The organism is Streptomyces sp. NPDC008086 (genome assembly GCF_042957325.1).
Lineage (GTDB): Bacteria > Actinomycetota > Actinomycetes > Streptomycetales > Streptomycetaceae > Streptomyces.
The window spans coordinates 125,175-151,053 of the sequence record NZ_JBIBIA010000003.1; the positions used below are offsets into that span (position 1 = coordinate 125,175).

Below are 25,879 nucleotides of genomic sequence, written 5' to 3' on the forward strand. Positions count from 1 at the left end.
ACTGCCGCCCTCGCGGACCGCTGGAGCGGACTACTACTGGTAGAGCTTGATGCTGTTGATCGGCGTGATGTCGGCCACGCCGACGGTGTAGCTGTTGATGATCAGGCCGGTGCAGTTGGCGCCGTTGTACCCGTAGCACAGGCGGGTCTTCGCGCCCGAGTGCTGGTTGTTGAAGACCCACTTGGTGCCGTACTGGTTGTTCAGGTTGTGGGCGCCGTACTCGTACCAGCGGTGGCTGGGCTTGCCGGCGTTCCAGTCGGCCTCGTTCTGGTACATGCAGACATAGCCGACCTTGCATCCGGCGTAGTCCCCCTGCCGCGCTCCCACTTCACCTGCGTGCGCGGTCGCAGCGGTGGCGGCGAGAGTACCGGTGGCCAGAGCCAGGGCCACGGCGGTCCGCTTGATCTTCTTGAGCATCGTCTTCCCCCTTGGTCGGCGGGTACGCGGCTGCTGGGTGGTCGCCCTTCCGCGCCCCGATTGCGTGTGCAGCATCCTCACAAGCGGTCCCGCGCTGCGTGAACCTCACATGTGCGAGGTTGACCCCACCGCTCCCGGCCCACCGTGTCTGCAGGAGGGCCCGAGGCTGAGCCCGGAGACCGCGTTCCTGCTGTGGTCGTCGCCCTCCACCGCGGGATCGAACTCACCCGCGCCTACCCTCGGCGGCCGACATCGGCCCCTGAGAGACGATCAGCAGCCCGGCCGGAAGGTCTCCTTCGTCCCTGACGGACTCAGCGGACCCGGTCGTAAAGGAAGATGGGCCGAGGAGATCGGTAAGGTCACTCCTCGCACGATCATCCGATCGCGCGTTTCCACACCCGGGGGGCCGCCGCATGTCCGCAAGGAAATTCCCGATGAGCCGCAGAGCGGCCCTCACCGCCTTCGCCGGCGCCGCGGCAGGCAGCACCCTGCCGCTCGCCACCGCCCCGGCCGCGAGCGCCGTCGGCCCGGACGCCCTCCCGGCAGTCACGCCGACGCAGGCGGCAGCGGCCCCGGCTGTGGCGTCGGCCGAGTCCGCCGCGCAGCCGCCGGGCTTCCGGGTTCCCGTCCTGGTCGACCCGGCCGACCCCTGGCACTACGCCCCGCGACCGGTCGGCCCCCTGACGACCCGTGTGATCACCGGCGGCATGGAGGTCTCGGACGCCACCGGGGTGATCGCGACGCTCACCACAGGGGCGCGGACGGTGACGCTGAAGGGAGCGCGGCGCTGGTTCACCGAGCAGAAGAAGACGGTCCACGACGCGTTCGACCGGACCCCGCCCACCGGCGGCTGGGGCATGTCCCCCGGCGGTGGGACCTGGTCCCACCACAACGGCGCCGACACGGACTACTTCGTCGACAGCGGCCGGGCCGCCATCACGCTCGCCGCCGGCAAGAGCCGCTACAGCCTGCTTCCCGACCACGGCATCGGCGACGTGTACACCGCCGCCCGGTTCTCCTTCGACAAACTCCCCGTCGGGGCGCCCGCCTCCCTCGGCCTCGTCTTCGCCGCCAAGGACGTCAACAACCACTACCGGGCACGGCTGATCGTCACCCCCGCCGGAGACGTCCAGCTCGTCCTGGAGAAGGAACTCGCCGACACCACAACCACCCTGAGCGCGGCCGTCACCGTCGGCACCGGCTTCGCCGCGTTCGACCACTGGTGGGTTCGGGTCGAGAAGACCGGCGACGTCCTGCGCGCCCGCGCCTGGCGGCACGCCACGACAGGCGTGGACGACGAGCCCACCGACATGTGGCACCACAGCGTCCGCGACCCGGAAAAGGCCCCGGACGCCGTCTTCCGCTCGGGCACGGTCGGCGTTCGGGCCCTCGCCTCGACCGGTGCCACCGTGCTCCCCCAGGCACGCGTCTACGACTTCCGCATCGACACCGCGGCTTGGACCGACCCGCCGGTCGTCACCCACGACACCTGGGTGAGGGTCCTCCCGCAGCCCTTCGACGGCACCTGGACAGCCGACCTCGAACAGCAGATCCGCACCTGGGCGGGCGACACCTCGCCCGACGCCCTCACGTACTCCTCGATGTACCGGCCGTACGCACCCGCCGTCACCGACCCCGCCCGCCCCGGCACCCAGGTACTCGGCGAATCCGGCTACAGCAAGCCTCTGCCCTCCGGACTGCGCGAAGTGGGCGCAGACTTCCACGAATACATGGGACTCCCCTGGACCTTCCCCAGCGGCGAGCGCGTCACCCAGACCCCGGACCCGAAGTGGCTCAAGAACCTCGACTGCTCAGGGCTCGTCCGCATGGTCTACGGCTACCACCTCGGCGTTCCCATGAGCCTCGCCCCGGACACCAACCAGCGCCGCTACCTGCCCCGCACCGCCCAGTCACAAGCCGCCTCCAGCCCCGGCGTCCTCATAGCCCAGGCCACCGACACCCCACCTCAGCTCGACGCACTGCGGATCGGCGACCTGCTCTTCTGGAACGACCCCGACGACGGCGCCGTCTCCCACACCGGCATCTACATGGGCCCCGACCAACACGGCAAACACCGCTTCGTCTCCAGCCGCAAGACACCCAACGGCCCCACCATGGCCGACATCGGCGCGAAATCCATCATCGACGGCACCTCCAACGACCTCTACACCCACGCACTGCGCGTCATCCGCCGCCTCTGACCCACCCCGCACCCACCACGAACCAAGTCACCATCAGGGGTGGCACCGGCAACCTGGTAGAGCCGACCGAAGACCAGGTCGAGGAGGCGATCTCCGCGGGCCTCCATCCTCCAGTGGACGGAGTCGCTGGTCACATTGGGCTCCCAGGCGGCCTGCGCCGGGCCGCTGTCATCCGAGCCGCTCGTGAGGCCGCCAACCGCGGCCGGCGTCGCGAGAGATCCACAGGCCCTCGCCCTTCACCAGGTCGTACGTCGCCGTCGTCGCGTCCGCTATGCCGTAGAGCACCGTGCCGTCGACCGTCAGCGAGGTGAACGGCGCCGGTGTCCTCAGCTCGTGGAAGGCGCGGTTGGTGCGGTCGGCGGCGAGCCAGTAGCGGCCGGCCGCACCGCCTACGAGCAGGCGTCCGTCCGTAAGCAGTTCAAGGGCCAGTGACTGCGGGTCATGTTCGAAGTCCTGGAACGGGATGCCGGCACCGAGGATGGTCCGCCAGTGCGCGCCGCCGTCGGTCGTCAGCAGCAGGCCGCGTACGGCTTCGCCGTGGATGAGGGACAGCGCGGCGGTCCCGCCCCGCGCGACGACGGTGCCGCCTGCGTACGGTTTCGGGACGGCTCGGGAGCCCAGGGTGCGGCCGTCGCGCTGCCAGACGACGCGCTCGGGGTCCTCGGTCAGGGGCTGGTCCAGACTCCACGCCGTGCCGCGTTCGTCCACGGCGAGGCGGACGGCGTTCTCCGGCACCGCGGCGGGGGGCGCGACCGTACGCGCGGTGGGGCGGTAGATGAGGGACGGTTCCCTCTCGGAGAGGAGGACGTCGCCCGGGCGGGGGGTCAACGGGCCACTGGTGACCACGACTTCGCGTCGCTTGCCGTGTACGTCGAGAGCGAACGCGCCGTCGGCGGCCTCTCCCGGTGGCACCCGCACGAAGCCGCCGGGCACGCCCTTGAACGCGGGCGGTGCCGCCTCCGCGTTCGCGTGTTCCGCCTGCTCGGCGACCGTACGGCCGTCGGGGCCCACGATCCGCCAAGCGGTGGCGGCCGGGCCCTCGTCGTCCTCGACATTGGCGGCGTGGTACGTCAACAGCAGGGAGCCGTCGTCCGCGCGGGCCACGCCAGTGGGCGCGCCCGCTGCCTCGATGACATCGGCAGGGCGGGGGTGGGGATTCTCGATGACATGTCTGTACCGCGCCTCGCGGTCCCCCGCGGCCCCGTCCCCGACGCCGCGCGAATCGGCTGGGCCGCAGGCGGTCAGCGTCAGCACCGCACCCGCCACAAGCCCCATCGCAACCACAACCGCAACCGGAACCTGAACGGGTACCACAACCACGCGCCCGGCCGGGCGTCCCCCGCGTTTCCCAAGCCACACCATCGCCGCATCCTGACACGAATGCAGGTCGACCGAGTACGTGTCGTCGCGGCCGACCTAGGACGTGCCGTTGCGGCCGGTCGGGTTGGGGGGCCGCAGGGCCGAGGCCTCCGCGGAATCCCCAACCCGACGGTCGGACAACGGCACGCTCAACCGGGCGTGACGCGGCCGCGCCAGCTTCCGCTCTCGGTCCCTCGGTGCTCGATGTAGTCCTTGAAGCGCCGCATGTCGCCCTTGACGCGCCGGTCGATGGTCCCCAGCACATCGGCGGCCTTCTCGGCGGCGCCGCTCGCCTCGACGTCCATCACGAGTTCCACCCGGGTGTGGGTGTCGTCCACTCGCTGGAAACGGACCGTGCCCTTCTGCCGGGTGTCACCGCTGGTGGTGCGCCACGTGATCCGCTCGTCAGGGAGCTGGTCGACGATCTCGGTGTCGAACTCACGCCGTATCCCACCGATCTTGGTGGTCCAGTGATTGTGGCGGTCGTCGAGCTGCCTGACCTCCTCGACGCCTTCCATGAAGTTCGGGAACTCCTCGAACTGCGTCCACTGGTTGTAGGCGGTACCGAGGGGGACCTCGACCTCCACTGCTTCCTTGACCGTGCTCATCTCGTTGCCTCCTTTCAACGCCGCGAGTACCCACGAGCCCGCTCTCTACAAGAGACGCCGGTCACCGGACCGAGCGCTCACCCCGGGAGGGCTCTCAGCCCAGGAGGGTGTCGATCTGGTCGGCGAGATGGGGGTGGCCGGTCATCAGGTGGGGGCGGGTGGCGTTCAGGGGGTGGATGAGGGCCGTGGGGTCGTCCTCGGCGAGGGCCGCGTGGAGCTGGTCGAGCGGGCGGCGGGCGGCGGTGGGCAGGTCGGTGAGGGCGGTGATCTGGCCGGCGATGCGGCGCAGCCCGGTGGCGTTGTCACGGGCCCAGGCGGCGAGGTTGCGGTCGGCGGCGCGGCGTTCGCGGGTGGCCTGGACTCGCTGTTCACCGGTGGTGCCGGCGGGGCCCGGCCGGTTGCGCAGATAGCGGCGTTCGGCGGCCTGGCGGCTGGCGACGCCGAGGGGGTGGGCGAGGTCGGCCCAGCTGGCGCCTGCGTCGCGGGCGGTTTCGATCAGGCCGGTTTCCCATCCGGCGAGCTGTTCGCGGATCTGCCGCAGCAGCAGGAGAGAGGCCAGCGCCTGCTCGGCCCGGGTGGGCTGGGCGTCGGGCGTGGGGCCGGACGTCTCGTGCTGGGCGGCGCTCAGGGCGTCGTTGATGGTTTCCAGGGCCGCCGCGGCCGCGAGGAAGGAGGCCGGGTTCTGCGGGTCGGTGCGGGGGGCGGGCGGGGTCTGGGTCGGCCGGCCGGACGCTGCCATGGGCGCTCCTCTCCGGTCTGTCATCCTTTCGACGACATCGTGTTTGTCATCCATTGGATGACATGTTACAACGGTTTCACGAGGCGCATTGGCAGGTACTGCCCTGAACCTTCTGGAGGTGTTTCGCGATGTTGATGCGCACCGACCCCTTCCGCGAACTCGACCGGCTGACCCAGCAGCTGATGAGCCCGGGCACCTGGACGCGGCCGTCCGCCATGGCGATGGACGCCTACCGCGAAGGTGACGAGTACGTCGTGGCCTTCGACCTCCCCGGCGTCAGCACCGAGGCGATCGACATCGACGTCGAGCGGAACATGCTGACCGTCAGGGCCGAGCGGCGGCCCGTGGCGAAGGCCGACGACGTGCAGATGGAACTGTCGGAGCGGCCGCTGGGCGTCTTCTCCCGGCAGCTCGTGCTGGCCGACACCCTCGACACCGAACACATCAAGGCCGACTACGACGCCGGGGTGCTCACCTTGCGCATCCCGATCGCCGAGCGGGCCAAGCCCCGCAAGATCGCCATCGGCGGGGAGTCCTCCCGCAAGGAGATCTCCGGCTGAGCCGGAGGTTGACGGCCCGGACAGATCGGCGGCGCAGGACGGGCACCTGGACCCGTCCTCACCCGTCCTGCGCGCCCGCCCGACCCGAGAAAGGGGGCGGCCGGCGTGACGCTGCGACGGGAAGCGTTTCTCGACCATGTGCAGGAACGAGGCGAGTACGAGAGCCGGCAGGAGGCAGAGCGCGCGGCCCGTGTGGTGCTCGCTCTGCTGGGCGCGCACCTGGTCGGCGAGGTGCGCGCCCAGTTGGCGGCGCGCCTGCCGGAGGACTACGCGCTGATCCTGCTCAACCCGATGCACAGCGCCGAACCGCTGTCGCCGGAGCGGTTCGTGCGGGCGACGGCCGCGTGGATCGAGGGAGCTACCGCCCAGACCGCGGCCTGGGACGTCGGCGCCGTCCTCAGCACGGTCGCCGACGCCGCCGGCGATGACCTGCTGGGGCAGATCCTGCTCCAGCTCCCCGCGGGCTACGACCTGCTCTTCGGCAGCACCCGGCCCAGCTGACCGCCCCTGCCCCTGACCACCCACCGCATCCGGTGCCCGCGCGCCCCTGCCGGGCACCCTCACCCCGACCGACAGAAAGGCGACCACCGCAGTGATGCCCGACCGGCACGCACCACTCCAGCAGACCTCCGTGCCCACGTTCGCGCAGATGCTGGAGAAGGTCCGTTACGAAGGCGCCTACCCCACCCGGGAACGCGCCGAGGAAGCCGTCCGCCTGGTCGTCGCGGGACTCGGACGCCAGCTGACGGGCGACGAGCGCGTCGAGCTCGCCGCACGCCTCCCTCACGACGCCGCGCGCATCCTGGCCGAGCAGATCCCCGACACCGAGCCGCTGACCGGCTGGGCGTTCGTCAAGGACCTCGCCGGCCGCACCGGTGCCTCCCTCGCCACGACCCGCTGGGACACCGGTTCCGTCCTGACCACCGTCGCCGCCCTGGCCGGCCCCGAACTGCTCACCCGCATCCTGCGCCGGCTCCCCTCCGGCTACGCCCTCCTCTTCGGCCGCGCCGAACTCCCCCACCCCGTCAAGGAAGCTGCCTGACGCCGCCGGTTGAGCGATGGCTTGCGTTCCCGGCCAGTTCCCTGGCCGGGATTCGGCGCGCCGGGATCGCGTTGACCCGGATTCGGCGCGGCACGCGTTCCGCTCCCTCCGGATTCCGCACGGGTTCCGCTGGGTCCGGATTCCGCTGCTGCCGTAATCCGACGCGGGAGCGGAAAAGCAGCCTCTTCCCGCCCGGTTGTTGTGCGGGCGTGCTCTGCGTGTTTCGTCGCGGTGTGCTTTGTGGTGCGCGACCATACGGACAACGGAGACATCTCACCATCATCGGCATTGCGCGCGGAATCACCAGAACAGAAAGAAGGACGTACGTGTCCGGCAGCGAAAGCGAAAACCCAGCAATCGCGTCCCCGACCCCCACGGCGACTCGGCCCAGGACGAACCGGGACTGGTGGCCGAATCAGCTGGACCTTCAGGTTCTCCACCAGCACTCGTCCCGTTCCAATCCGATGGACGAGGACTTCGACTACGCGAGCGAGTTCGCGACCCTCGACGTCGACGCGCTGAAGCGGGACGTCATCGACGTGATGACGACGTCTCAGGAGTGGTGGCCTGCCGACTACGGGCACTACGGGCCGCTCTTCATCCGGATGAGCTGGCACGCGGCGGGCACGTACCGGGTCGCCGACGGTCGGGGTGGTGGCGGCAGCGGTGCTCAGCGTTTCGCTCCGCTCAACAGCTGGCCGGACAACGCGAGCCTCGACAAGGCGCGCCGTCTGCTCTGGCCGGTGAAGCAGAAGTACGGCCAGAAGATCTCCTGGGCCGACCTTCTGGTCTTCGCCGGCAACTGTGCCATGGAATCGATGGGATTCAAGACGTTCGGGTTCGGCTTCGGGCGAGAGGACATCTGGGAACCCGAGGAGATCTTCTGGGGTTCCGAGGACACCTGGCTCGGAGACGAGCGCTACAGCGGCGACCGGGAACTCGCCACTCCCTTCGGTGCCGTGCAGATGGGGCTGATCTACGTCAATCCCGAAGGGCCGAACGGCAATCCGGATCCGCTGGCCGCCGCCCGCGACATTCGCGAGACGTTCGGGCGGATGGCGATGAACGACGAGGAGACGGTCGCGCTCATCGTCGGCGGTCACACCTTCGGCAAGTGCCATGGCGCCGTCGCCCCCGAGTACATCGGTCCGGAGCCCGAGGCCTGTCCCATCGAGCAGCAGGGCCTCGGCTGGCGGAACACGTACGGCAGCGGCAAGGGCGGCGACGCGCTCACCAGTGGGCTCGAGGGCGCGTGGACTCCCGAACCGACCAAGTGGGACAACGGGTACCTGGACACCCTGTTCGGCTACGACTGGGAGCTGACGACGAGCCCCGCGGGTGCCAAGCAGTGGACACCCACGGACCCCGCGGCGAGGGACACGGTGCCCGACGCTCACGATCCGTCGAAGAGGCACGCTCCGATGATGCTGACGACGGACCTCGCGCTGAAGCTGGATCCGGTGTACGGGCCGATCTCGAAGAGCTTCCACGAGAACCCGGAGCGACTCGCCGACGCGTTCGCCAGGGCCTGGTACAAGCTGCTGCACCGCGACATGGGGCCCGTCACGCGTTACCTCGGCCCATGGGTCGCCGAGCCGCAGCTGTGGCAGGACCCGGTCCCCGCGGTCGATCACGAACTCGTCGCGGAGGAGGACATCACCGCCCTCAAGAGCGGGATCGTCGCCTCGGGGCTGTCCGTCTCGCAGCTGGTCACCACCGCGTGGGCGGCGGCGGCGAGCTTCCGCGGCACCGACAAGCGCGGCGGGGCGAACGGGGCACGGATCCGGCTCGCACCGCAGCGCGACTGGGAGGTCAACCGTGTGCCCGAGGTGGCCGAGGTGCTGCAGAGACTGGAGCAGATCCAGCAGGACTTCAACCGCTCCCAGGCCGGCGGGAAGAAGGTCTCGCTCGCCGACCTGATCGTCCTGGGTGGGTGCGCGGCCGTCGAGCAGGCCGCGAAGAACGCCGGTCACGACATCACCGTGCCGTTCGCCCCGGGGCGCACGGACGCCTCGCAGGAACAGACCGACGTGGAGTCGTTCGCCGTACTCGAACCCAGGGCGGACGGGTTCCGCAACTACCTCCGGGCCGGCGAGAAACTGTCGCCTGAGACCCTCCTGCTGGACCGCGCCAATCTGCTGACGCTGACCGCTCCGGAGATGACCGCGCTGATCGGCGGCATGCGGGCTCTCGGCACCGGTTTCAAGGGCTCCCGGCACGGCGTCTTCACCAACCGGCCGGAGACGTTGACGAACGACTTCTTCGTCAACCTGCTCGACATGGGGACGGAGTGGAAGGCGTCGACCTCGGACGAGAACGTCTTCGAGGGCCGGGACCGCGCCACGGGTGAACTCAAGTGGACCGCCACCGCGGTCGACCTGATCTTCGGCTCGAACTCCCAGCTCCGAGCCGTCGCGGAGGTGTACGCGGCCCAGGACGCGGGGGCCAAGTTCGTACGTGACTTCGTGACCGCGTGGACCAAGGTGATGAACCTCGATCGATTCGACCTGTCCTGAGCCGTTTCCCTGACGGGCACGCGTGTTGCACCGCAGCACGCGTGCCCGTGGGGTCAGCCCTTACCCGTCCAAGTGGTCGGGCGGGCCGGAAGGGCGTTGTGGGGTCATCGCCCAGCGAATGGTCCGGGTGAGTGCCTGGCCGGTGGGGCGTACGGTGAGGTCCTCGACGAGCGGAAGGCGCGGTAGCCACAGCATGGCGCGGGCCCAGGGCGGGAGGAGGGTGACGGCGTTTGCGGCTAGTCCGCCGTAGAAGGGGCGTGCCGCGAGGGGCAGGGGTGGCTGGAAGAGGAGGAAGCGGGCGGCGGCTCGGGCCTCGGGGGTGGCGCGCAGTTCGGGGCGGTAGGCGGTGAGCCGTTCGGCGAGTTCGTGGCGGTCGCGCGGGGGGTCGAGCACGCCCAGGGCTTCGGCGATCCGCGCGGTGTCGGCGACGTAGGCGTCGTAGGCGGCGGCGTCCAGCGGGTGGGCTCCGTAGCGTTCGTGGGCGCGTAGGAAGCTGTCGGTCTCGGCGGCGTGGACCCAGCCGAGCAGGTGCGGGTCGGCCGCGTGGTAGGGCGTGCCGTCGGTGGTGGTGCCGCGGATGTGTTCGTGGATGGCGCGGACGTGGTCGATCGCGCGTTGGGCGTCGGCAGCGGTTCCGTAGGTCGTCACGGCGAGGAAGGTGCTGGTTCTCTGTAGTCGGCCCCAGGGGTCGCCGCGATAGCCGGAGTGCCCGGCCACCGCCGCCATGGCGAGCGGGTGGAGGGACTGGAGCAGCAGTGCGCTCAGCCCGCCGATGAACATCGAGGTGTCCCCGTGGACCGTGCCGATCGGGCGGTCGGGGCCGAACCAGCGCGGGCCGGGGGTGTGGTGGATGCGGGCGCGTGTCGCCGGGCCGTCGGGTCCTGCGACGCGCCGGAACAGGGCCTTGCCCAGTTGTTCACGGACTGCGGTCAGCACGGTCGGCCTCCCCTCTCCTGCTGCCAGTGTGGCTCACCGGGCGGTGGGGGTCTGCCGTGGTTCACGGTCCGATGCCGGCCAGATGTAGGGCAGGTCATCGGGTACGCCGGGGAACAGGTCGGCGTACGTCGCGTGGTCCTTGCGGACCAGGGCCGAGCGGTGGCTCTCGTGGAAGGCCTCGTCGCCGAGCCAGGGCGGCAGTTCGTCGGCGGCGGCCAGCTGTGGCTGGTCGCGGACCGTGGTGCCGGGACGGTGTGCGGCCAGATCGGCCACGAGGGAGGCGGCGCAGGTGTCCGGGTGTCCCTGTTCCCGCCAGACGCGGCAGATCTCCAGGCCGTAGCGGACGAGTGCCTCCTCGTAGCCGGTCCACATCCGTACGGCAGGGTGCCGGCGCCATCCGTAGCCGGGGACGGTCAGGCCGCGCAGGATCTGCAGGGCCTCGACCCGCTGCTTGCCGAGTCGGCGCGGGTCCAGGAGCAGGGCCGTCCGCCGGAAGTCGGGGTGAGGAAGGAAGGTCTGCATCCGCCGTCGGCTCCGTTCGTACGCGGTGTCAGGCGCGCCGCTCGGACGCCGTACGGTCGGCCAGGCCGCCGGCGCCGAGAGGGCCGGTGTACTCGGAGGGTTCGGGGTCCGGCATGCGGGGCAGCTCGTGGCGCGACACGCGGAGCACCACGGCGGGCAGGGCGGCGCGCACCGGCTGGACCACGCGCAGCCAGGCCGGTGCGTACACGGCCGTACGTCGGCGTTCCATGCCCTTCGCCAGGTGGACGGCGACCGTGTCGACGGTGTGCACCCGGTGGGCCGGTGGAGGCATGTGGGTGCGCAGTTCGCGCAGGAGGGTGTAGCGGTCGGCGTCGCGGATCATGTCGGTGTCCGTCCAGTTGAGGTAGGCGATGCCCACGGCCACTCCGCGGTGCGCGACCTCCGCCCGCAGGGAGTGGGCGAAGGCCTCGGCTCCCGCCTTGGCGGCGCAGTAGGCGCTCATCAGGGGGACGGCGCCGATCGATGCGAGGGAGCCGATCTGGAGGAAGTAGCCGGCCGTGTCGAACAGGTCGGGCAGGAACGCGCGGGCCGTGTGGGCGCTGCCGGTGAGGTTGACGTCGATGACGCGGCGCCAGACGGCCGGGTCCGAGGCGAGGAAGGGTCCGCCTTCGGCGATGCCGGCGTTGGCCACCACTGCCGAAGGGCGGCCGAGGGCGGACCGTACGGTGTGGGCCGCGGCCGTCAGGGCCGGGAGGTCGGTGACGTCGGCCTCGACGGCCAGGGCGGGGCCCGGCAGGGAGGCGGCGACCGCTTCCAGGGAGGTCTTCTCGTGGCCGAGGACGGCGACCCGGGCGCCGCGTCGGGCGAGTTCGTGGGCCAGCGCCGCGCCCACGCCGCGGGCGGCTCCGGTGACGACGACCGTGCGGTCGGCGAGCGGACTGGTGCGCACGGGCTGCCCCTCCTCTCGGGTGGCGACGGTGTTCGGATCCGGGTGCCGTCTTTCGGGGTCGGTGGCCGCAGGGGGTATGGGGGTCAGTGCCTGGCTCCCGTGCGGTCTCGGCGGGCCAGGAGTCGTTGGGCGTGGGCGAGGCCGGGCGGCCGGTTGCGGTGCAGTGCGGCGCGGGCGGCGTTGGCTCCCGGTGCGCCGTGTACGCCGCCGCCCGGGTGGGCCCCCGCGGAGGCGAGGAAGAGGCCGGGGAGCGGGGTCTCCGGGCGGCCGGTGCCGGGTACGGGGCGGAAGACGAGCTGCTGGTGCATGGCGGTCGTGCCGCCGTTGACGGCTCCGCCGCTCAGGTTGCTGTCGAGGGCCTCGAGGGTGGGCGGTGCCAGGATGCGGCGGGCGCGGACCAGGGAGCGGAAGCCGGGCGCGAAGCGTTCGACCTGCCGTTCGACGCGGTCGGCCATGAGTTCCTGGTCCTTGGTGTCCCAGCTGCCGGTCATGCCCTCGTCGGCGGCGTCGGCGGCGATCTCGCGGGGAACATGCGTGTAGGCCCAGGCCGATTCGGTGCCCAGCGGGGAGCGGGAGGCGTCGGCGGTGGTCATCTGGCCGAACAGCAGGAAGGGGCGGTCGGGGACCTGCCGCATGGCTATCTGAGCGGCGAAGCGGGTGAGTTCGTCCATGCCGTCGGCGAGGTGCACGGTGCCGGCCCGGGACGCCTGCTCGGCCTCCCACGCCACCGGGCCGTCGAGCGCCCAGTCCACCTTGAACGTGGCGAAGTCCCACTGGAAGCGGTGCAGGTCGTCCAGGAGCTGCGCGGGCACGTGCTCGGCGTCGAGGAGCTCGCCGTACAGGGCGGGCGCCGACACGTCCGCCAGCACCGCCCGGCGGGCCGGTACCCCGTCACCGCCGGCCGTGCGCACGCCGACGGCCCGCCCGCCCCGGACGACGATCCGCTCGACGCGCTGCCCGCAGCGCACCTGGCCGCCCCGGGTCTCCAGGCGGTGGGTCAGCGCCTGGGTCAGGGCGCCGGAGCCGCCGAGCGGGACGGGGAAGCCGTACGTCTGTCCGAGCATGGCCATCAGCCAGCCGAAGCCGCCGCTGCCGGCCGACTCCGGGGCGAGGTCGGCGTGCAGGGCGTTGCCGGCCAGGAGCAGGCGTCCGCCCTGGCCGTGGAACTCCTCCTCCCCCAGGCGGCGCACCGGCAGGACCAGGGAGCGTGCTATGCGCAGGCCGCCCGCGGCCCTCAGCCGCAGCGCCAGCCGCGCCGCCGCCCGGACCGGCGGGAAGGGCGTGAACAGGGCGTCCAGGAGGTCGGGGTACACCCGCTGCCACAGGCCGTGCAGCTGCTGCCAGGCGGCCCCGTCGCCCGGTGCGAAGGCGTCGAGGGACGCGGCGGTGACGGCGACGTCGCGGTCCAGCACGGCGCAGCGGCCGTCGGTGAGGGGGTGGGCCAGCACGCTGGGCGCGTGGCTCCAGCGCAGCCCGTGGTCCTCGAGACGCAGGGCGGAAAGGACCGGGGAGGCGGCTGCCAGCGGGTAGAAGGAGCTGAACACGTCGTGGACGAAGTCGGGGTCGACGCCCCGGTCGTGGCGCACCGCCCCGCCGGGTTCCGGCTGCTCCTCCAGGACCTCGACGCTCCAGCCGGCGTCCGCCAGGACGTTGGCGGCCACCAGGCCGTTGGGGCCCGCGCCGATCACCACGGCGTCAGGCATGGCCGGCTCCGTCCTCGCCGGGCGCCACCGCGGTGACGGGCGCCCTCGCGGGGCCACGGACGGCGTCCTGGGCCTCGCTCTCGCACAGTCGGGCGAGCCGGGCGAGCATGGCGCGGTGGCGCAGCTGGATCAGCGCCTCGAAGCCCATGTTGTGCAGTCGGCCGCCCGCTCCCTGGAGCGGATGCTCGTCCACGATCACCAGGCAGTGCTCGCCCCAGGGCCGCAGCTCGATCGCGATGCGTGCCGTGCCCAGTACGCCGGCGTGCGCCTCCAGTTCCAGGCACACGCCTTCCTCGCAGCGGCGGACGACCGTCTCGTTGACCAGTCGCAGGGGGCCGAGCCGGACCTCGTAGCGGATCACGGCGCCCGTGCGGGGCCACTGGCCGTCGACCGGGGACGACCGTGAGGTGCCCACCACCCACTCCGCGTACCGTTCACCGTCGGCGAGGACGGCCCATACGGCGTCCGGGTCGACCTTGATCAGACGATGGCGTACGGCCATGGAGACCTCCGGCGTGCCCCGGCCGGGTTTGCCCGGCAGCCACGCCCGAGTGCCCGTCCGCCACAGGATGAACCAGGAAGAATCGGGACGATCCTCACCGCGAATGGTGGCCGTCGGAGATCACTTCGAGTGGTCGCCCAGGCGGTCACGTCAGCAGGGCGGCGACCTTCGTGCGGATCACCTCCCAGGCGGCGGACGAGAGGTCGATGAGTTCCGTGCCGCGCAGCGCGTGCAGGGTCTGGGCGGCGTCGGCGGCGCATGGGGCGCTTCCGCTGAGCACGTCGTAACCGTCGCGGACGGCGACTCGCAGGCGGCGGTGACCGTCGGCGTCGGCGTGCAGCGCGGCGGCGACCACGAGGGGCGGCGGGCCGCCCGCCTCGCCGTCCAGTTTGCTGAACGAGCTGGCGATCGGTTCGCGCCAGCGGAGGCTGAGCAGGACCGGACGCTTGGCGGTCACCTCGCCGAGGTCGGTCTCGCGTACGCCGTCGGCCTCCAGGACCCTGGCCTTGGCGTCCAGCACGATGGCCGCGGGCAGCAGGCAGCGCAGGGTGCTGCCGACGAGGTTGCCACCGACCGTCGCGCTCCGCCGTACGGCGCCGGTGCCCACCTGGGCGGCGGCCAGGCGCAGGACGTCCGGGACCCGGTCGTCTATTCGGTGCAGCACCACGGCGCCGCCGACGGCATCGCGTTCCAGGACGTTGGCCTCGGGCAGCTCGCGCAGCGACATGGCGACCTTGGGGAAACCGTCCCGCTGCCAGGTGGCCCAGAGGAGGGTCGCCCCGCCGATCGGCACGGCCCCCTCGGCCAGACACTCCTGTGCATCGGACACAGACGTGGGCAGACGCAAGAGCACGCTCACCACCCTGCCTTCCTCATGAGTCGGATAGCGGCGACAGGCGGCGTGTTTCGGCCACCTGCCCCGCGGTAAGACAATCTCTCCGCCAGGGGGCGCGTACAGGGCTCACGCAAGCACGTGCTGCGCGCTCCGCCCGCCAGCGCACGAGAGCGGCGCCGGACCGACGCAAGGCACCCCCGGTTGATAGGCAAGCGTCCACTTGCCTATGCTGCGGGTGTGGCCGATGACCTGTTCAAAGCCCTGGCCGACTCCACCCGCCGGACGATCCTCGACGAGCTCACACAGAAATCCGGGCAGACACTGTTCGAGATCTGCTCGCGGCTGAGCATGAAGCACCGGCTCGGCATCTCGCGCCAGGCGGTCTCCCAGCACCTGGCCGTGCTGGAAGCCGCGGGGCTCGTCGAGACCAGGCGGGAAGGCCGCTACAAGTTCCACGATCTGAACACGGCGCCGTTGCTGCAGATCACCGAGCGATGGCTCACGCCCGAGACATCCGCCCCGTCCGAGACACCCGACCCGCCCGACACGTCAGCCCCGTCCCACCCCGAGGAGAGCACCCCATGAGGATCCATCTGACCAGCGTCTTCGTCGACGACCAGGCCAAGGCCCTGCACTTCTACACGGAGATCCTCGGCTTCGTGAAGAAGCACGACGTCCCCGTGGGCGAGAAGGACCGGTGGCTGACCGTCGTCTCCCCCGAGGAGCCGGGCGGCACCGAACTCCTCCTGGAGCCCATGGGCCACCCGGCGGCCAGGATCTACCGCGACGCCCTCACCGAGGACGGCATCCCGCTCGCCCAGTTCGCCGTGGACGACGTGCACGCGGAGTACGAGCGGCTGCACGGCCTGGGCGTCCGCTTCACCCAGGAGCCCCTGGAGATGGGCCCTGTGACCACCGCCGTCTTGGACGACACCTGCGGCAACCTGATCCAGATCGCGACCCAGCCGCAGTAGAGGGTCGCCCACCGCCGGGAGCCGGCGCCTCCCCGGTCCGGGCCGGCTCACGCCACGTCAGCGGTACGGCTCCGCAGTGCCTGGTACACCGACCAGGCCACGGCCACCAGCGGTACGGCCACCACGGCGCCGATGGCCCCGGCCGCGACCGCGCCGCCGACGACCGCCAGTGCGACCACCACCGGGTGCAGCCGGACGGCCCAGCTCATCACGATCGGGTGCAGGAGGTGGCCCTCGATCTGTCCGATGACCACGACCAGGGCGACGACCAGCAGAGCGATCAGCGGTCCCTTCGTCGCCAGCGCGACGACGGCCGCGACGGCGAGGGCGATCGGCGAACCGATCAGCGGGATGAAGGCGGCCACGAACTCCAGCAGCGCGAGCGGCACGGCCAGGGGCACCCCGAGAGCGAAGAGCGCGATGCCCACGAGGACCGCGTTGGTACCCGCCACCAGCAGGATGCCGTGCGTGTAGCCGGTGAAGGTCCGCCAGGCGGCCGCGCCGCCGACCGTGCACCGTTGCCGCGCGGCGACGGGGAGCTGGTCGCACAGCCACTGCCACTGGCGGTCGCCGGAGTGCGTGAAGAAGACCGCGCAGAACAGGGCCAGAGCGAGTACGGTCAGCACCTCCACCAGCCGACTCGCGCCGCTGAGTGCCGTACTGATGAGGGTGGAGCGGTGGCTCGACAGGAGCTTGCCGATCCGGGACTGGAGATCGTCGAAGGCGTCCGGTGGCAGCCGGAACGGCGGCTCCTCCAGGCGGCGCTCGATCCGGTCGATGCCCGCCACGAACTCGTTCTCCAGCCCTCTGCGCTGGTCCGCCACGATCTCCCCCACCAGGGCGAGCCCTCCGAGGACCAGGACGATGCCGCCGATGAGCGCGGCGGCGACCGCGAGCGGCCGGGGCATGAAACGCGCCAGGAGTCCGGCCACGGGACGGAGTACGGCCGTGATGACGAGTCCGAGGAACACGGCGACGGCGATCCGGTGGAACTCACCGAGCACCGAGAAGACCACGCGGACCACGACGCCGACGGCGATGATCCGCCATGCGTACGCGGCGGCGGTCCGCAGTCCGCCCGGCACGCGCACGTCGCCGTCGCCGCCGCCGGAGCGTCCGGACGGCGAAGCGGGCGGATCAGGCGGTGGATCGGGGGGCGAGGACATCTCATGCCGGTACCACGCCGTGGCCGTACGGCCACGCAGCCGGCCCGCAATTCCCTCGAAGGCCGGTGCCGACCGGGCCAACCCCCGCGGTCGGCCCGTCCACCGCTCGATGCGGGCTCGGCAGGTGGGGTCAGGGCACCGTGCTTCGGACGCTGATCAGATCGGTGACCGCCCGGATGCCGCCGTCGGCGAGGGCGGCGCGTTGGCGTTCCGCGCCGGTCCCGTCGCGCAGGAGGCGGTCCGTCAGGGCCGTCACCTGCCGGGTGTCGTCGGACGCTTCGAGTGCGGGGGCGATGTGGCGCAGGAGTTGGTGCAGCACGTCGCCGGCGCACCGGGACGCCCCGCCGGGGTCGACCAGGGTGGCGCCGAGTCCGTGGCGGGCGGCGTGCCACATGGCGGCCCGCAGCAGTTCGGGTTCGTGGTCGGGCAGGGGGGCCTCGGCGGCCGTTTCCGCCAGTGCCGTCTTCACCAGCGCCCGGATGACCCCGGCGAGCATGACGGCTTCGTCGGCGCTCAGCTGCACGTCCGAGCACCGCACCTCGACGGTGGGATAGCGGTCCGACAGCCGGGCCTGCCAGTACACCTGGCCGATGTCGGCGATCAGGCCGGCGTCCAGCAGTCGCTCGATACGCCGGTCGTAGTCCGCGGCGTCCTGGAAGCACGGGGGCATGCCGCTGACCGGCCAGCGGCCGAAGATGACGGTGCGCCAGCTCGCGAAGCCGGTGTCCTGGCCGTCCCACAGGGGGGAGTTCGCGGACATGGCGGTCAGGGCGGGCAGCCAGGCCCGGATGCGGTTCAGGGCCTGCACGCCCTCCTCGCGGCCGGGTACGGCGACGTGGACGTGCATGCCGTTGACCAGCTGTTCCGCCACCAGTTGGGGCGCCTTCGTGACCATGGCCCGATAGCGCGCCTCGTCGGTGACGGCCACGGGACGGGCGCAGCGCAGGGGCGAGGCCCCGCAGGCCGCGATCCGGCAGCCGTGCTCCTCGGCGGCCACGGCGACGGCCTGCCGCAGACGCAGCAGATGCCCTCCTGCCTCCTCCAGCGTCTCGCACACCGGGGTGGCGACCTCGACCTGCGCCTGGAGCAGCTCGTGCTGCACCTCCCGGTCCGCCGCGAGGCGCCCGAGCCCCGCCGCTTCCCGCACCTCGTCCCCCCGGGGTACCGGCAGACCCGTGTCCGGGTCGAGCAGCAGGTACTCCTCTTCCACGCCGATCGTCGTCATCGACCGCCCTTTGCTCCGCCCGTCCTCCGCCGGGACGATCCGGACTCCGAGTGCCGCGGCCGGGGGAAGACAAACCGCGGGAGGACAAACCATGCGACAGCCGCTCCTGCCGTCGCCGGCCGCTCAGGGCAGGATGGAGTCGACGTACCCTCCGTCCACGCGCAGCGCGCCGCCGGTCGTGGCCGAGGCCTGGTCGGAGCTGAGGTAGACCACCATGTTGGCGATCTCCTCCGGTTCGATCAGCCGTTGCAGCAGGCTCTGGGGGCGGTGCTCACGCATGAAGACGCGCTGGGCCTCGTCCCAGGGCAGGTCGCTGTCCACGAGTTCGTGGACGAAGTCCTCCACGCCGCGCGTGTGGGTGGGCCCGGCGATGACGGAGTTCACCGTCACGCCCGTACCGGCCGCCTGCTTGGCGAAGCCCCGGCTCACCGCGAGCAGCGCCGTCTTGGACATGCCGTAGTGGATCATCTCGGCCGGGGTGACGAGCGCCGAGTCGCTGGCGATGTACTGCACGCGACCCCAGCCGCGTTCGGTCATGCCGGGCAGGAGCAGCCGGGTCAGGCGGACGGCCGACAGCACGTTCACCTCGAAGTAGCGCCGCCACTCCTCGTCGCTGATCTCCAGGGGGTCGGCGGCGCCGAAGACGCCGAGGTTGTTGACGAGGACGTCCACGTCCGGCAGCGTCTCGGCGACCTTGGCCGCGCCCTCCTGCGTGGTCACGTCCGCGGGCACCGGCACCCAGGCCGCTCCGGGCACCTCCTGCGCCAGCTCGGCGACGCCGCGTTCCACCCGCTCTGGGCTACGGCCGTTGACGCCCACCCGGGCCCCGGCACGGGCCAGCCCTGCGGCTATCGCCGCGCCGATGCCCTGAGTGGAACCGGTGACGAGGGCCGTACGGCCCTTGAGATCGATCTGCATGCAGCCCGGGTACCCAGGGGATTCAGTTGCGCACGCTCATTACGCGCACACGCGCATACGCGCTGATCGAAAGTGCGCAACTACGGGGGCGGTCCGTGCGGGACCGCCCCGGCCCGCGCCGACCGGGCCGGATCAGCCGCCGCGGGTGAAGACGCTGTCCTGGTGGGCGCCGCTGGAGCAGAGCTTCTTCTCCTCGGCCGTCATCTTGCGGGACTTGACCACGACCGCGTTGTGCTTGCCGTCCGTGCCGTTCGGGGCGGGGCCGGTGACCACATCGGGCACGAACCAGTAGTAGTGGCCCCACTTGGGGTCGTCGTAGTGGGTCTGCCAGGTGCCGGATATCCGCTGCATGACCTGGGCGCGGGAGATCCAGCCCACCTCTCCGGGCTGCACGGACACGGTGAAGGTGCTGGTCTCGGTGCGTGAGCTCTGCCAGGTGTAGTTGTACGTCGCGGTCACGCTGGCGGTGATGATGCCCTCGATGCCGCCGCCGACGGTGACGGAGCCGCCCACCGAGTGGGAGGAGCCCACGGTGTCGGCCCAGGCCATCGACTGGGAGGCGGGCGAGGCCGTGCAGTTGTAGAGCAGTTCGGAGACCTGGCGGGGCTCGCCGAGGTAGGCCTGGCCGATCTCCGGGGAGTTGAAGCTGCACTTGCCCTGCCCGGAGGCGCAGTCGGCCATGATCTGCTCCGCGGTGGGCTGCTCGTCGGCCACCGCGGGCACGGCTGCCGCCGCGATCGTCCCGAGCGCGGACGCCGTCAACGCCAGCGTGCGGCCGCCGTACCGCAGTGCGCGGCTCATCGTCATCGTTGTTGCCTCTCACGTACGTGGGGGGTTCGGCGACCGCGCGTGCCCGCTGTCACGGGTGGGGCCGCAGTCACCTTGTGATGCCCATGAGGCTCACGCAATCGGCGGCGGAGCTACACCAAGAACTCGCAAAGTTGTATTTGATTTTCAAAAATGATGCACGATCAATTTCATTGCCGATAAGGCGACTTGAGGACGAGGTCCCCGTCGTCGCCCGCCGATCAAGCAGGCTGCGTGGCAGGGACTCGGCCGTCCAGCGCACGTGGCCCGCGAAAACTCCGTGCCGCGTCCGGTCGCGCTGGAGCAGAATCGGCCCCATGGCGGACATGGGAGTGTTCCGGGACGCGGTCACCAGGTGGGCGGCGGGCAGTTCCGGCGGGCCGGCCACGGAGTTGGCCGCGCGGCTGCGCGTGCACACCGCGGTGCTGCTGGAAGGGCCGAGCGACCTCGCGGCCGTGGAGGCGCTGGCCGCCCGCCACGGCCGGGACCTTCCGGCCGAGGGGATCTGCGCGCTGCCCATGGGCGGAGCCATGAGCGTCGGCCGCTACGCCGGCCTGCTCGGGCCGACCGGGCTGGGGCTGCGCCTGGCCGGACTGTGCGACGAGCGCGAACAGCCCTTCTACGACCGCGGTCTCGAACGGGCCCGCGCGCCCCGCCAAGAGGTCTTCGTGTGTGTGACGGACCTGGAGGACGAACTCATCCGGGCGCTGGGCGTGCCACGGGTCGAGAGGATCGTCCAGGCCGAGGGCGACCTCCAGGCCTGGCGGATCTTCGAACGCCAGCCCGCGCAGCAGGGCCGGTCCCCGCAGCAGCAGATGCGGCGCTTCCTCGGCACGAAGCGGGGCCGCAAGATCCGCTACGGCCGTCTCCTGGTCGAGGCCCTCGAACCGGACCAGGTACCCGTGCCCCTCCACCGTCTGCTGGCGAGCCTGTGACCGTACGGCGGGAACGCGGCGGCTGCTGACGGATCGTCCGCCCCGTCGGCGGCAGTGACCATGAGGGCATTCAATGTCCGCGGGTGCACACCGGCAAGGCATCTCGACTAGCCGACCCGAAACTGGCACCGTAAATCGGCATGAAGATGACCAAATCGGGGCAATCAGCGTTCTCGGTGCGCTGGAGGCTCGTGCTGGCCAGCACCACCATGCTGTTCGTCGAGCTGGCGCTGATCAGATGGGCGGGCGCCAATGTCGTCCACCTCAGCTACTTCTCGAACTTCATCCTGCTGGGATCGTTCCTCGGCATCGGCATCGGGTTCCTGATCCCGGCCACGCGCGGGCGGTGGCTCAAACGCTGGACACCGATTCCGCTCGCCCTGCTCGTCATCTTCGTACGGGCGTACCCGGTGCAGGTGCGTCAGAGCAGCAGTGAGGTCATCTACTTCACCGCCGTGAAGACCACGGGCCTGCCCCAGTGGGTGACGCTGCCCGCCATCTTCCTGCTGACCGCGGTGATCATGGCCGGGATCGGGAAGATCACCGCCGATCTCTTCCGCCAGCTGCCCTCGCTGGACGCCTACCGCTACGACCTGATCGGCAGCATCACCGGTTCGGTGTCGTTCGCCGTACTGTCCTGGCTGCGCGCCCCGTCGGTCGTGTGGGGCGTCCTCGCCGCCGTGGCCCTGCTGGTCCTGGGCGGGCGCCGCAACACGTTGCTGTACGGCATTCCGCTCACCGCGATGGTGGCCGCGCTGTTCCTGGAGTCGACGGCGGCCGGTGTCTCCTGGTCGCCGTACTACAAGATCGAACTCAAGGCGTCGCCGACCGCCACCCGGACGTACTACATCTCCGCCAACGGCGTCCCGCACCAGAGCACCGCGCCGCTGCCGGTGCTGATGCGGGAGAACTCGCCCTATCAGCAGGCCTACGAGCAGACGCCCCGCAACCCACACAAGCGCGTGCTGGTCATCGGGGCAGGCAACGGCAATGACGTCGCGGTCGCGCTGGCGCACGGCGCGGAGCGGGTGGACGCGGTCGAGATCGACCCCCGCCTCCAGGAGATCGGCGCGCAGTTGCATCCGGCGCGGCCGTACGACGATCCCAGGGTGCACGTCCACATCGACGACGGGCGGGCGTTCCTGGAGCGGACGAACGCCAAGTACGACCTGATCATCCTGGCGCTTCCGGACTCACTGACGCTGGTGTCGGGCGCGAGCAACCTGCGGCTGGAGAGCTATCTGTTCACGCGGGAGGCGTTCGAGGCGGCACGGGATCATCTGGCACCGGACGGCGCGTTCGCGATGTACAACTACTACCGCAAGGCCTGGCTGGTCGACCGCTTCGCCGGTGAGCTCGACCACCTCTACGGCCACGCCCCCTGTATGACGACGTTCAAACGGAACGCGGCCGTGCTGGTGGCCGGGATGACGCCCGCCGACCAGTCCTGCCAGCAGATCTGGCAGCCCAGCGGCCCGGTCCCGGCGTCCGCGACCGACGACCACCCCTTCCCGTATCTGCTGCACCGGGGCATCCCCACGCTGTATCTGGGCGCCCTGGGCGCGATCCTGCTGGTGACGCTGCTGGCGGTGCGTCTGACCGGGGTCCGTATCCGCAGCACGTTCCGCTACACCGACATGTTCCTGCTGGGTGCGGCCTTCATGCTGCTCGAAACGAAGAACGTGATCGGGTTCGCGCTGTACTTCGGTACGACCTGGCTGGTCAACGCCCTGGTCTTCTTCGGCGTGCTGCTCTCCGTCCTCGCCGCGGTGGAGGTCCGGCGCAGGCTGCGGCGGGTCAACCTACTGCTCCTGCAGGTGCTGCTGTTCGGCTCGCTCGCCGTGGCCTGGCTCGTTCCGACGCAGGCCGTGCTCTCGCTGCCCCCGGCCGGCCGGCTCGCGGCCGCCATCGCCCTGGCCTTCGCCCCCATCTTCTGCGCCAACCTCATCTTCTCCGACCGCCTCGCGCTGGCCCCCGACCCGACGTCCGCGTTCGGCGCGAACCTGCTGGGCGCGCTGACCGGGGGTGCGCTCGAGTATCTTGCGCTGCTGACGGGATATCAGGCGCTGCTGCTGGTCGTCGCCTTGCTGTACCTGGGGGCCTGCGTCGCCATGCGCTTCGCCGGGCGCGGGTCGGACGGGCAGAGCACGCGCCAGCCGGACGAGACGGTGGCCGTCAAGAGCTAGCCGGCAGGCGGAGCGCCCGACCGGCCTGCCGTACAACCCCCAATGCGTGTCGCGTGTCTTCACCGGTGACCGGGCATTCGTCAGAGCGCCCTTCCGACTCGTTCCACGGGGGAACACATGAGCTTGGCCAGCACTCGTAGGCGTCGCGGCACTGCGGCGCTTCTCACCGCCTTGATGGTGGCAGGTCTCGGTGCCGCCGGCGCCGGTGCGTCCAGCGCCGGTACCGCCGCGCCGCAGACCCGGCAGATCGCCTCGTCCCAGCTCGGTACCGACTACAAGGTCACGCTGACCGCGCTGCGTTCGACGCAGGACGAGTACGCGGCCTCGGTGCGGCTGCAGGTCTACACGCAGTCCAACGGCGCCTGGAAGGAGTCGGACCGGGTGACGGTCGGCGACGTGGACGGCTGGTTCTGGTACCCGCTGACCGGTTCGGGGGCCGTCTGCGAGTTCTCGACCGCGAGCACAGAACCGGCGCCCCTGACGGTGAGTCTGCTGCGTACGCCGTCCCTCGGCTGCTCCGACCCGACGCACTTCGTCGTCAAGGAGGGCCGGGTGTACGCGGGCTGAGCGGGCCCACGCCGTCGCCGACCCGGACGCCGCGACTGACGTATCCGCGTCCGGGTCAGGTGCGGCGGTACACCAGCCGTCGCAGGGCCGCCTCCATCGGCCCCTGTCGCCCGGCGCGTTCCAGCGCGTACGCGCCGGCGACCGTCACCAGCCAGACGCCGACCGCGAAGAGCACCATGGTGGCGCTGGTCAGGTGCTCGCCGAGGCCGAGGCCCCAGGCCGCGAGGAGTGGGGAGAACATCAGCGAGTGGGCGAGGTAGCAGGACAACGACCGCTTGCCGACCGCTGAGACCGCCACGACGGTCCTCCCGCCCCAGCGCTTCTCCTTGCCGGGGCCGCGGTGGGTCCACCAGTGGGTGAACAGGGCTACGGCAGCGACGTAGCCGACCCCGCCGGCGTTCCCGGTGACATCGCGCAGGAGGGTGAGCACCCCTTCCTCGCTCTGTGCGTCCTCCGGCACGTCCAGGGCGCCGACGTGGGCGAGCGCTGCGGGCAGCGCGCCCAGCCAGCCGATCGTGATCCCGCCGACCGCGGTGCGGCGCAGCAGGCGCAGATGCCGTCCGGGCTCTTCCAGGACGCGTCGGCGTGCCGCCCAGAAGCCGAGGAGGAACACCAGGTAGCCGCCGCCGACGAGTGCCAAGGGGGCGGCGACGAAGGTGACGAACAGGCCGGACGTCAGCCGGGTGCCGACCGCCGCGAGGAAGCTCTCCTCGCCCGACGCGTACGCCATGAAGCGCGGCTCCGCCGACGCGTCCCCCAACGACCCCAGTTCGCCCCGCAGCAGGGCCGTGACGACGGGCAACACCGAGATCAGCAGCAGTTGTACGGCCGCTGTGCCGATCCACCACTTCAGCGCCCGCTCGCTGCGCCTGACGAAGAGCCAGCCCAGGACCAGGCTGAGTACGCCGTAGTAGCCGACGATGTCACCGGCCATCAGGAGCGTGGAGTGCGACAGCCCGATGACGATCAGCCACAGGCTGCGGCGGCGCAGGATGCCGACGGCGGCGCTCCCGGTGGCCCCGGCCTCGACCTGACGCAGGTAGAGCTGCGTCATGCCGTAGCCGAAGAGGAACGCGAAGAGCGGGTACACGCGCAGGTCCAGCGCGGTGATCATGGTGAACTGCGCCGCCCGGTCCACCCAGGAACCGTCGACCGGCTGCCACCCCGAGGGGCCGTGGCGAGCCGCCCAGAGGTGGAACGCGGTATTCGACACGACGATCAGCAGGAGCATGATGCCCCGCGCCAGATCGGGTGCGAGCGCTCGTTCCCCATTGCGCACGGCCCCGCGCGGCGGCCGGTCGACTGGCCCGGCGCCGTCGGGGGCTCCCGTGCCGTCGGGGGCCCCGGTGCTGTCTGCGGTCTCGGAGTCGGTCGTCGTCACACCGCCACGCTAGGAAGGCGTCCGGTGCCGGGACATCCGCCTTCGGTCTCGGCGCGACCGACCAAAGTATGGAGCCCGCGAGCCGAAGGCGTCCGGGGAACATTCGTCCAAGACAGGAGACGCCGGCGTCGGCGACCGTGGAAGCATGCGCAGCTACGACGTGGCACTCGCACCCACGGGCCTTGACGCCGAGAGCGGCTGGGAAGTCGCCCGCCCGCTCGGCGGTACGGCGCTGGAGGGCGTGCGGATGGCCGGTTTCCGCGACCGGCTCGCCGCCGGACTGGATCTGCGCGTACTCCCCCAGCCCGCCGTGGTCGTCGGGCTCGGGGACGAGCCGCTCCGGGTGGACAGTGCAGTGGAGCGACAGCCGCTGAACAGCCTGGTCGCCGGGTTGTCGCCCGGTCAGGCCCGTATTCGTGGCCGGCGTGTCGAGTGCGTCGAGATCCGTCTCTCGCCACTGGCGGCCTACCGGGTGCTCGAGGTCTCGCCGCGCGAACTCGACGGATCCGTCACCGGCCTCGAAGAGCTGTGGGGGTGCCAGGAGCGGCGGCTGCGCGAGCGGCTCGCCGGGGCCACGACCCGGCAGGAACGCCTCGCGCTGACCGACGAGTTCCTCGCGGGGCGGGCCGCGCGGGCGCCGTCGATGACGGTCGAGGTCGCCGCCGCCTGGCAGACCATCGTCGCCCGCCGGGGCCGGGTTCGCGTCGACGACCTCGCCGCGTCCTGCGGCTGGAGCCGGAAGCGGCTGTGGGCCAGGTTCACGGACCAGGTCGGCCTCACCCCCAAACGCGCCACGATGCTGGTCCGCTTCGACCGTGCCGCCCGCTGAGCTCAGGTCACAACGCCGCACCGACGTGGCCCTCGCGTGCG

General features: G+C 71.3%; 26 protein-coding genes. 11 read left to right on the forward strand and 15 right to left on the reverse strand.

Annotated elements, in window-relative coordinates; translation table 11 throughout:
- Positions 1-33: 33 nt before the first annotated feature.
- On the reverse strand, positions 34-417 hold the full coding sequence (locus ACFZBP_RS10790; protein ID WP_383443925.1) for a hypothetical protein: 384 nt from the start codon (positions 415-417) through the stop codon (positions 34-36).
- 434 nt (positions 418-851) lie between these two features.
- Between ACFZBP_RS10790 and ACFZBP_RS10795 the strand changes: the two genes are divergently transcribed.
- Positions 852-2,618 carry an NlpC/P60 family protein gene (locus ACFZBP_RS10795; RefSeq protein ID WP_391411852.1) on the forward strand — a complete coding sequence of 589 codons (1,767 nt, stop codon included), beginning with the start codon at positions 852-854 and terminating at the stop codon, positions 2,616-2,618.
- Positions 2,619-2,786: 168 nt separating this feature from the next.
- Here the strand turns inward: ACFZBP_RS10795 and ACFZBP_RS10800 are convergent, their stop codons facing one another.
- The 3 genes from ACFZBP_RS10800 to ACFZBP_RS10810 form a co-directional block, all read right to left on the reverse strand.
- Entirely contained in the window at positions 2,787-3,893 is a 1,107-nt protein-coding gene (locus ACFZBP_RS10800) for a hypothetical protein (RefSeq protein WP_391411854.1), read from the reverse strand.
- Between the two features lie 233 nt (positions 3,894-4,126).
- Complete coding sequence (locus ACFZBP_RS10805) at positions 4,127-4,585, reverse strand: SRPBCC family protein (RefSeq protein WP_383443916.1); 459 nt, start codon at positions 4,583-4,585, stop codon at positions 4,127-4,129.
- Between the two features lie 94 nt (positions 4,586-4,679).
- The gene (locus ACFZBP_RS10810) at positions 4,680-5,324 is read right to left on the reverse strand and encodes a type III effector protein (RefSeq protein WP_391411856.1); all 645 of its coding nucleotides are present in this window, start codon (positions 5,322-5,324) and stop codon (positions 4,680-4,682) included.
- A gap of 128 nt (positions 5,325-5,452) precedes the next feature.
- Between ACFZBP_RS10810 and ACFZBP_RS10815 the strand changes: the two genes are divergently transcribed.
- The 4 genes from ACFZBP_RS10815 (at position 5,453) to katG (ending at position 9,442) form a co-directional block, all read left to right on the forward strand.
- Positions 5,453-5,884, forward strand: a complete 432-nt coding sequence (locus tag ACFZBP_RS10815; RefSeq protein WP_383443910.1) for an Hsp20/alpha crystallin family protein — start codon at positions 5,453-5,455, stop codon at positions 5,882-5,884.
- A 105-nt stretch (positions 5,885-5,989) separates the two neighbouring features.
- Positions 5,990-6,385, forward strand: coding sequence for a DUF2267 domain-containing protein (locus tag ACFZBP_RS10820; RefSeq protein WP_383443907.1), 396 nt, complete (start codon positions 5,990-5,992; stop codon positions 6,383-6,385).
- Positions 6,386-6,479: 94 nt separating this feature from the next.
- Positions 6,480-6,926: a DUF2267 domain-containing protein gene (locus ACFZBP_RS10825; RefSeq protein WP_391411859.1), complete on the forward strand. Its 447-nt coding sequence runs from the start codon at positions 6,480-6,482 to the stop codon at positions 6,924-6,926.
- A 326-nt stretch (positions 6,927-7,252) separates the two neighbouring features.
- A complete protein-coding gene (katG, locus tag ACFZBP_RS10830; RefSeq protein ID WP_391411861.1) occupies positions 7,253-9,442 on the forward strand; it encodes a catalase/peroxidase HPI in 2,190 nt (729 codons plus the stop codon).
- 60 nt (positions 9,443-9,502) lie between these two features.
- Here the strand turns inward: katG and ACFZBP_RS10835 are convergent, their stop codons facing one another.
- The 6 genes from ACFZBP_RS10835 to ACFZBP_RS10860 form a co-directional block, all read right to left on the reverse strand.
- The gene (locus ACFZBP_RS10835) at positions 9,503-10,378 is read right to left on the reverse strand and encodes an oxygenase MpaB family protein (RefSeq protein ID WP_391411863.1); all 876 of its coding nucleotides are present in this window, start codon (positions 10,376-10,378) and stop codon (positions 9,503-9,505) included.
- A 33-nt stretch (positions 10,379-10,411) separates the two neighbouring features.
- Entirely contained in the window at positions 10,412-10,900 is a 489-nt protein-coding gene (locus ACFZBP_RS10840) for an MSMEG_6728 family protein (protein ID WP_391411865.1), read from the reverse strand.
- Positions 10,901-10,928: 28 nt separating this feature from the next.
- Positions 10,929-11,810: a short-chain dehydrogenase/reductase gene (locus tag ACFZBP_RS10845; protein ID WP_391411867.1), complete on the reverse strand. Its 882-nt coding sequence runs from the start codon at positions 11,808-11,810 to the stop codon at positions 10,929-10,931.
- 83 nt (positions 11,811-11,893) lie between these two features.
- Positions 11,894-13,513 carry an FAD-dependent oxidoreductase gene (locus ACFZBP_RS10850; protein WP_391411869.1) on the reverse strand — a complete coding sequence of 540 codons (1,620 nt, stop codon included), beginning with the start codon at positions 13,511-13,513 and terminating at the stop codon, positions 11,894-11,896.
- Complete coding sequence (locus ACFZBP_RS10855; protein ID WP_391411871.1) at positions 13,506-14,015, reverse strand: SRPBCC family protein; 510 nt, start codon at positions 14,013-14,015, stop codon at positions 13,506-13,508. Before ACFZBP_RS10855 ends, ACFZBP_RS10850 begins: the two co-directional genes overlap by 8 nt.
- A 145-nt stretch (positions 14,016-14,160) precedes the next feature.
- Positions 14,161-14,868 carry an FAD binding domain-containing protein gene (locus tag ACFZBP_RS10860; RefSeq protein WP_391412987.1) on the reverse strand — a complete coding sequence of 236 codons (708 nt, stop codon included), beginning with the start codon at positions 14,866-14,868 and terminating at the stop codon, positions 14,161-14,163.
- A gap of 219 nt (positions 14,869-15,087) precedes the next feature.
- On the opposite strand from ACFZBP_RS10860, the gene ACFZBP_RS10865 reads away from it, so the two are divergent.
- Both ACFZBP_RS10865 and ACFZBP_RS10870 read left to right on the forward strand, forming a co-directional pair.
- The gene (locus ACFZBP_RS10865; RefSeq protein ID WP_383443881.1) at positions 15,088-15,435 is read left to right on the forward strand and encodes an ArsR/SmtB family transcription factor; all 348 of its coding nucleotides are present in this window, start codon (positions 15,088-15,090) and stop codon (positions 15,433-15,435) included.
- On the forward strand, positions 15,432-15,824 hold the full coding sequence (locus ACFZBP_RS10870; RefSeq protein WP_383443877.1) for a VOC family protein: 393 nt from the start codon (positions 15,432-15,434) through the stop codon (positions 15,822-15,824). The genes ACFZBP_RS10865 and ACFZBP_RS10870 overlap by 4 nt, the downstream gene beginning before the upstream one ends.
- Before the next feature lie 47 nt (positions 15,825-15,871).
- Here ACFZBP_RS10870 and ACFZBP_RS10875 read toward each other — a convergent pair whose 3' ends face one another.
- The 4 genes from ACFZBP_RS10875 to ACFZBP_RS10890 all read right to left on the reverse strand — a co-directional run bounded on the left by ACFZBP_RS10875 (position 15,872) and on the right by ACFZBP_RS10890 (position 19,934).
- The gene (locus ACFZBP_RS10875) at positions 15,872-16,990 is read right to left on the reverse strand and encodes an AI-2E family transporter (RefSeq protein WP_391411874.1); all 1,119 of its coding nucleotides are present in this window, start codon (positions 16,988-16,990) and stop codon (positions 15,872-15,874) included.
- A 130-nt stretch (positions 16,991-17,120) separates the two neighbouring features.
- Positions 17,121-18,215: a glutamate--cysteine ligase gene (locus tag ACFZBP_RS10880; RefSeq protein ID WP_391411876.1), complete on the reverse strand. Its 1,095-nt coding sequence runs from the start codon at positions 18,213-18,215 to the stop codon at positions 17,121-17,123.
- 123 nt (positions 18,216-18,338) lie between these two features.
- The gene (locus ACFZBP_RS10885; RefSeq protein ID WP_391411878.1) at positions 18,339-19,133 is read right to left on the reverse strand and encodes an SDR family oxidoreductase; all 795 of its coding nucleotides are present in this window, start codon (positions 19,131-19,133) and stop codon (positions 18,339-18,341) included.
- Between the two features lie 132 nt (positions 19,134-19,265).
- Positions 19,266-19,934 (reverse strand): hypothetical protein, encoded by a 669-nt coding sequence (locus tag ACFZBP_RS10890; protein WP_391411880.1) that lies wholly within the window; start codon positions 19,932-19,934, stop codon positions 19,266-19,268.
- Between the two features lie 323 nt (positions 19,935-20,257).
- On the opposite strand from ACFZBP_RS10890, the gene ACFZBP_RS10895 reads away from it, so the two are divergent.
- The 3 genes from ACFZBP_RS10895 to ACFZBP_RS10905 all read left to right on the forward strand — a co-directional run bounded on the left by ACFZBP_RS10895 (position 20,258) and on the right by ACFZBP_RS10905 (position 23,628).
- Positions 20,258-20,875 carry a TOPRIM nucleotidyl transferase/hydrolase domain-containing protein gene (locus tag ACFZBP_RS10895; RefSeq protein WP_383443862.1) on the forward strand — a complete coding sequence of 206 codons (618 nt, stop codon included), beginning with the start codon at positions 20,258-20,260 and terminating at the stop codon, positions 20,873-20,875.
- 140 nt (positions 20,876-21,015) lie between these two features.
- Entirely contained in the window at positions 21,016-23,061 is a 2,046-nt protein-coding gene (locus ACFZBP_RS10900) for a spermidine synthase (protein WP_391411883.1), read from the forward strand.
- A 117-nt stretch (positions 23,062-23,178) separates the two neighbouring features.
- Positions 23,179-23,628, forward strand: coding sequence for a hypothetical protein (locus ACFZBP_RS10905; protein ID WP_391411884.1), 450 nt, complete (start codon positions 23,179-23,181; stop codon positions 23,626-23,628).
- A 55-nt stretch (positions 23,629-23,683) separates the two neighbouring features.
- Here ACFZBP_RS10905 and ACFZBP_RS10910 read toward each other — a convergent pair whose 3' ends face one another.
- Entirely contained in the window at positions 23,684-25,009 is a 1,326-nt protein-coding gene (locus tag ACFZBP_RS10910) for a DUF418 domain-containing protein (RefSeq protein WP_391411886.1), read from the reverse strand.
- A gap of 145 nt (positions 25,010-25,154) precedes the next feature.
- Here ACFZBP_RS10910 and ACFZBP_RS10915 point away from each other — a divergent pair, with 145 nt between their 5' ends.
- Positions 25,155-25,838: an AraC family transcriptional regulator gene (locus tag ACFZBP_RS10915; RefSeq protein ID WP_391411888.1), complete on the forward strand. Its 684-nt coding sequence runs from the start codon at positions 25,155-25,157 to the stop codon at positions 25,836-25,838.
- Positions 25,839-25,879: the final 41 nt, after the last annotated feature.

Coding starts and splice junctions, on each gene's coding strand:
- ACFZBP_RS10790 (WP_383443925.1), bottom strand. CDS start 417: ATGCTCAAGAAGATCAAGCGGACCGCCGTGGCCCTGGCTCTGGCCACC.
- ACFZBP_RS10795 (WP_391411852.1), top strand. CDS start 852: ATGAGCCGCAGAGCGGCCCTCACCGCCTTCGCCGGCGCCGCGGCAGGC.
- ACFZBP_RS10800 (WP_391411854.1), bottom strand. CDS start 3,893: ATGGGGCTTGTGGCGGGTGCGGTGCTGACGCTGACCGCCTGCGGCCCA.
- ACFZBP_RS10805 (WP_383443916.1), bottom strand. CDS start 4,585: ATGAGCACGGTCAAGGAAGCAGTGGAGGTCGAGGTCCCCCTCGGTACC.
- ACFZBP_RS10810 (WP_391411856.1), bottom strand. CDS start 5,324: ATGGCAGCGTCCGGCCGGCCGACCCAGACCCCGCCCGCCCCCCGCACC.
- ACFZBP_RS10815 (WP_383443910.1), top strand. CDS start 5,453: ATGTTGATGCGCACCGACCCCTTCCGCGAACTCGACCGGCTGACCCAG.
- ACFZBP_RS10825 (WP_391411859.1), top strand. CDS start 6,480: ATGCCCGACCGGCACGCACCACTCCAGCAGACCTCCGTGCCCACGTTC.
- ACFZBP_RS10840 (WP_391411865.1), bottom strand. CDS start 10,900: ATGCAGACCTTCCTTCCTCACCCCGACTTCCGGCGGACGGCCCTGCTC.
- ACFZBP_RS10850 (WP_391411869.1), bottom strand. CDS start 13,513: ATGCCTGACGCCGTGGTGATCGGCGCGGGCCCCAACGGCCTGGTGGCC.
- ACFZBP_RS10855 (WP_391411871.1), bottom strand. CDS start 14,015: ATGGCCGTACGCCATCGTCTGATCAAGGTCGACCCGGACGCCGTATGG.
- ACFZBP_RS10870 (WP_383443877.1), top strand. CDS start 15,432: ATGAGGATCCATCTGACCAGCGTCTTCGTCGACGACCAGGCCAAGGCC.
- ACFZBP_RS10875 (WP_391411874.1), bottom strand. CDS start 16,990: ATGTCCTCGCCCCCCGATCCACCGCCTGATCCGCCCGCTTCGCCGTCC.
- ACFZBP_RS10880 (WP_391411876.1), bottom strand. CDS start 18,215: ATGACGACGATCGGCGTGGAAGAGGAGTACCTGCTGCTCGACCCGGAC.
- ACFZBP_RS10885 (WP_391411878.1), bottom strand. CDS start 19,133: ATGCAGATCGATCTCAAGGGCCGTACGGCCCTCGTCACCGGTTCCACT.
- ACFZBP_RS10890 (WP_391411880.1), bottom strand. CDS start 19,934: ATGAGCCGCGCACTGCGGTACGGCGGCCGCACGCTGGCGTTGACGGCG.
- ACFZBP_RS10895 (WP_383443862.1), top strand. CDS start 20,258: ATGGCGGACATGGGAGTGTTCCGGGACGCGGTCACCAGGTGGGCGGCG.
- ACFZBP_RS10900 (WP_391411883.1), top strand. CDS start 21,016: ATGAAGATGACCAAATCGGGGCAATCAGCGTTCTCGGTGCGCTGGAGG.
- ACFZBP_RS10905 (WP_391411884.1), top strand. CDS start 23,179: ATGAGCTTGGCCAGCACTCGTAGGCGTCGCGGCACTGCGGCGCTTCTC.
- ACFZBP_RS10915 (WP_391411888.1), top strand. CDS start 25,155: ATGCGCAGCTACGACGTGGCACTCGCACCCACGGGCCTTGACGCCGAG.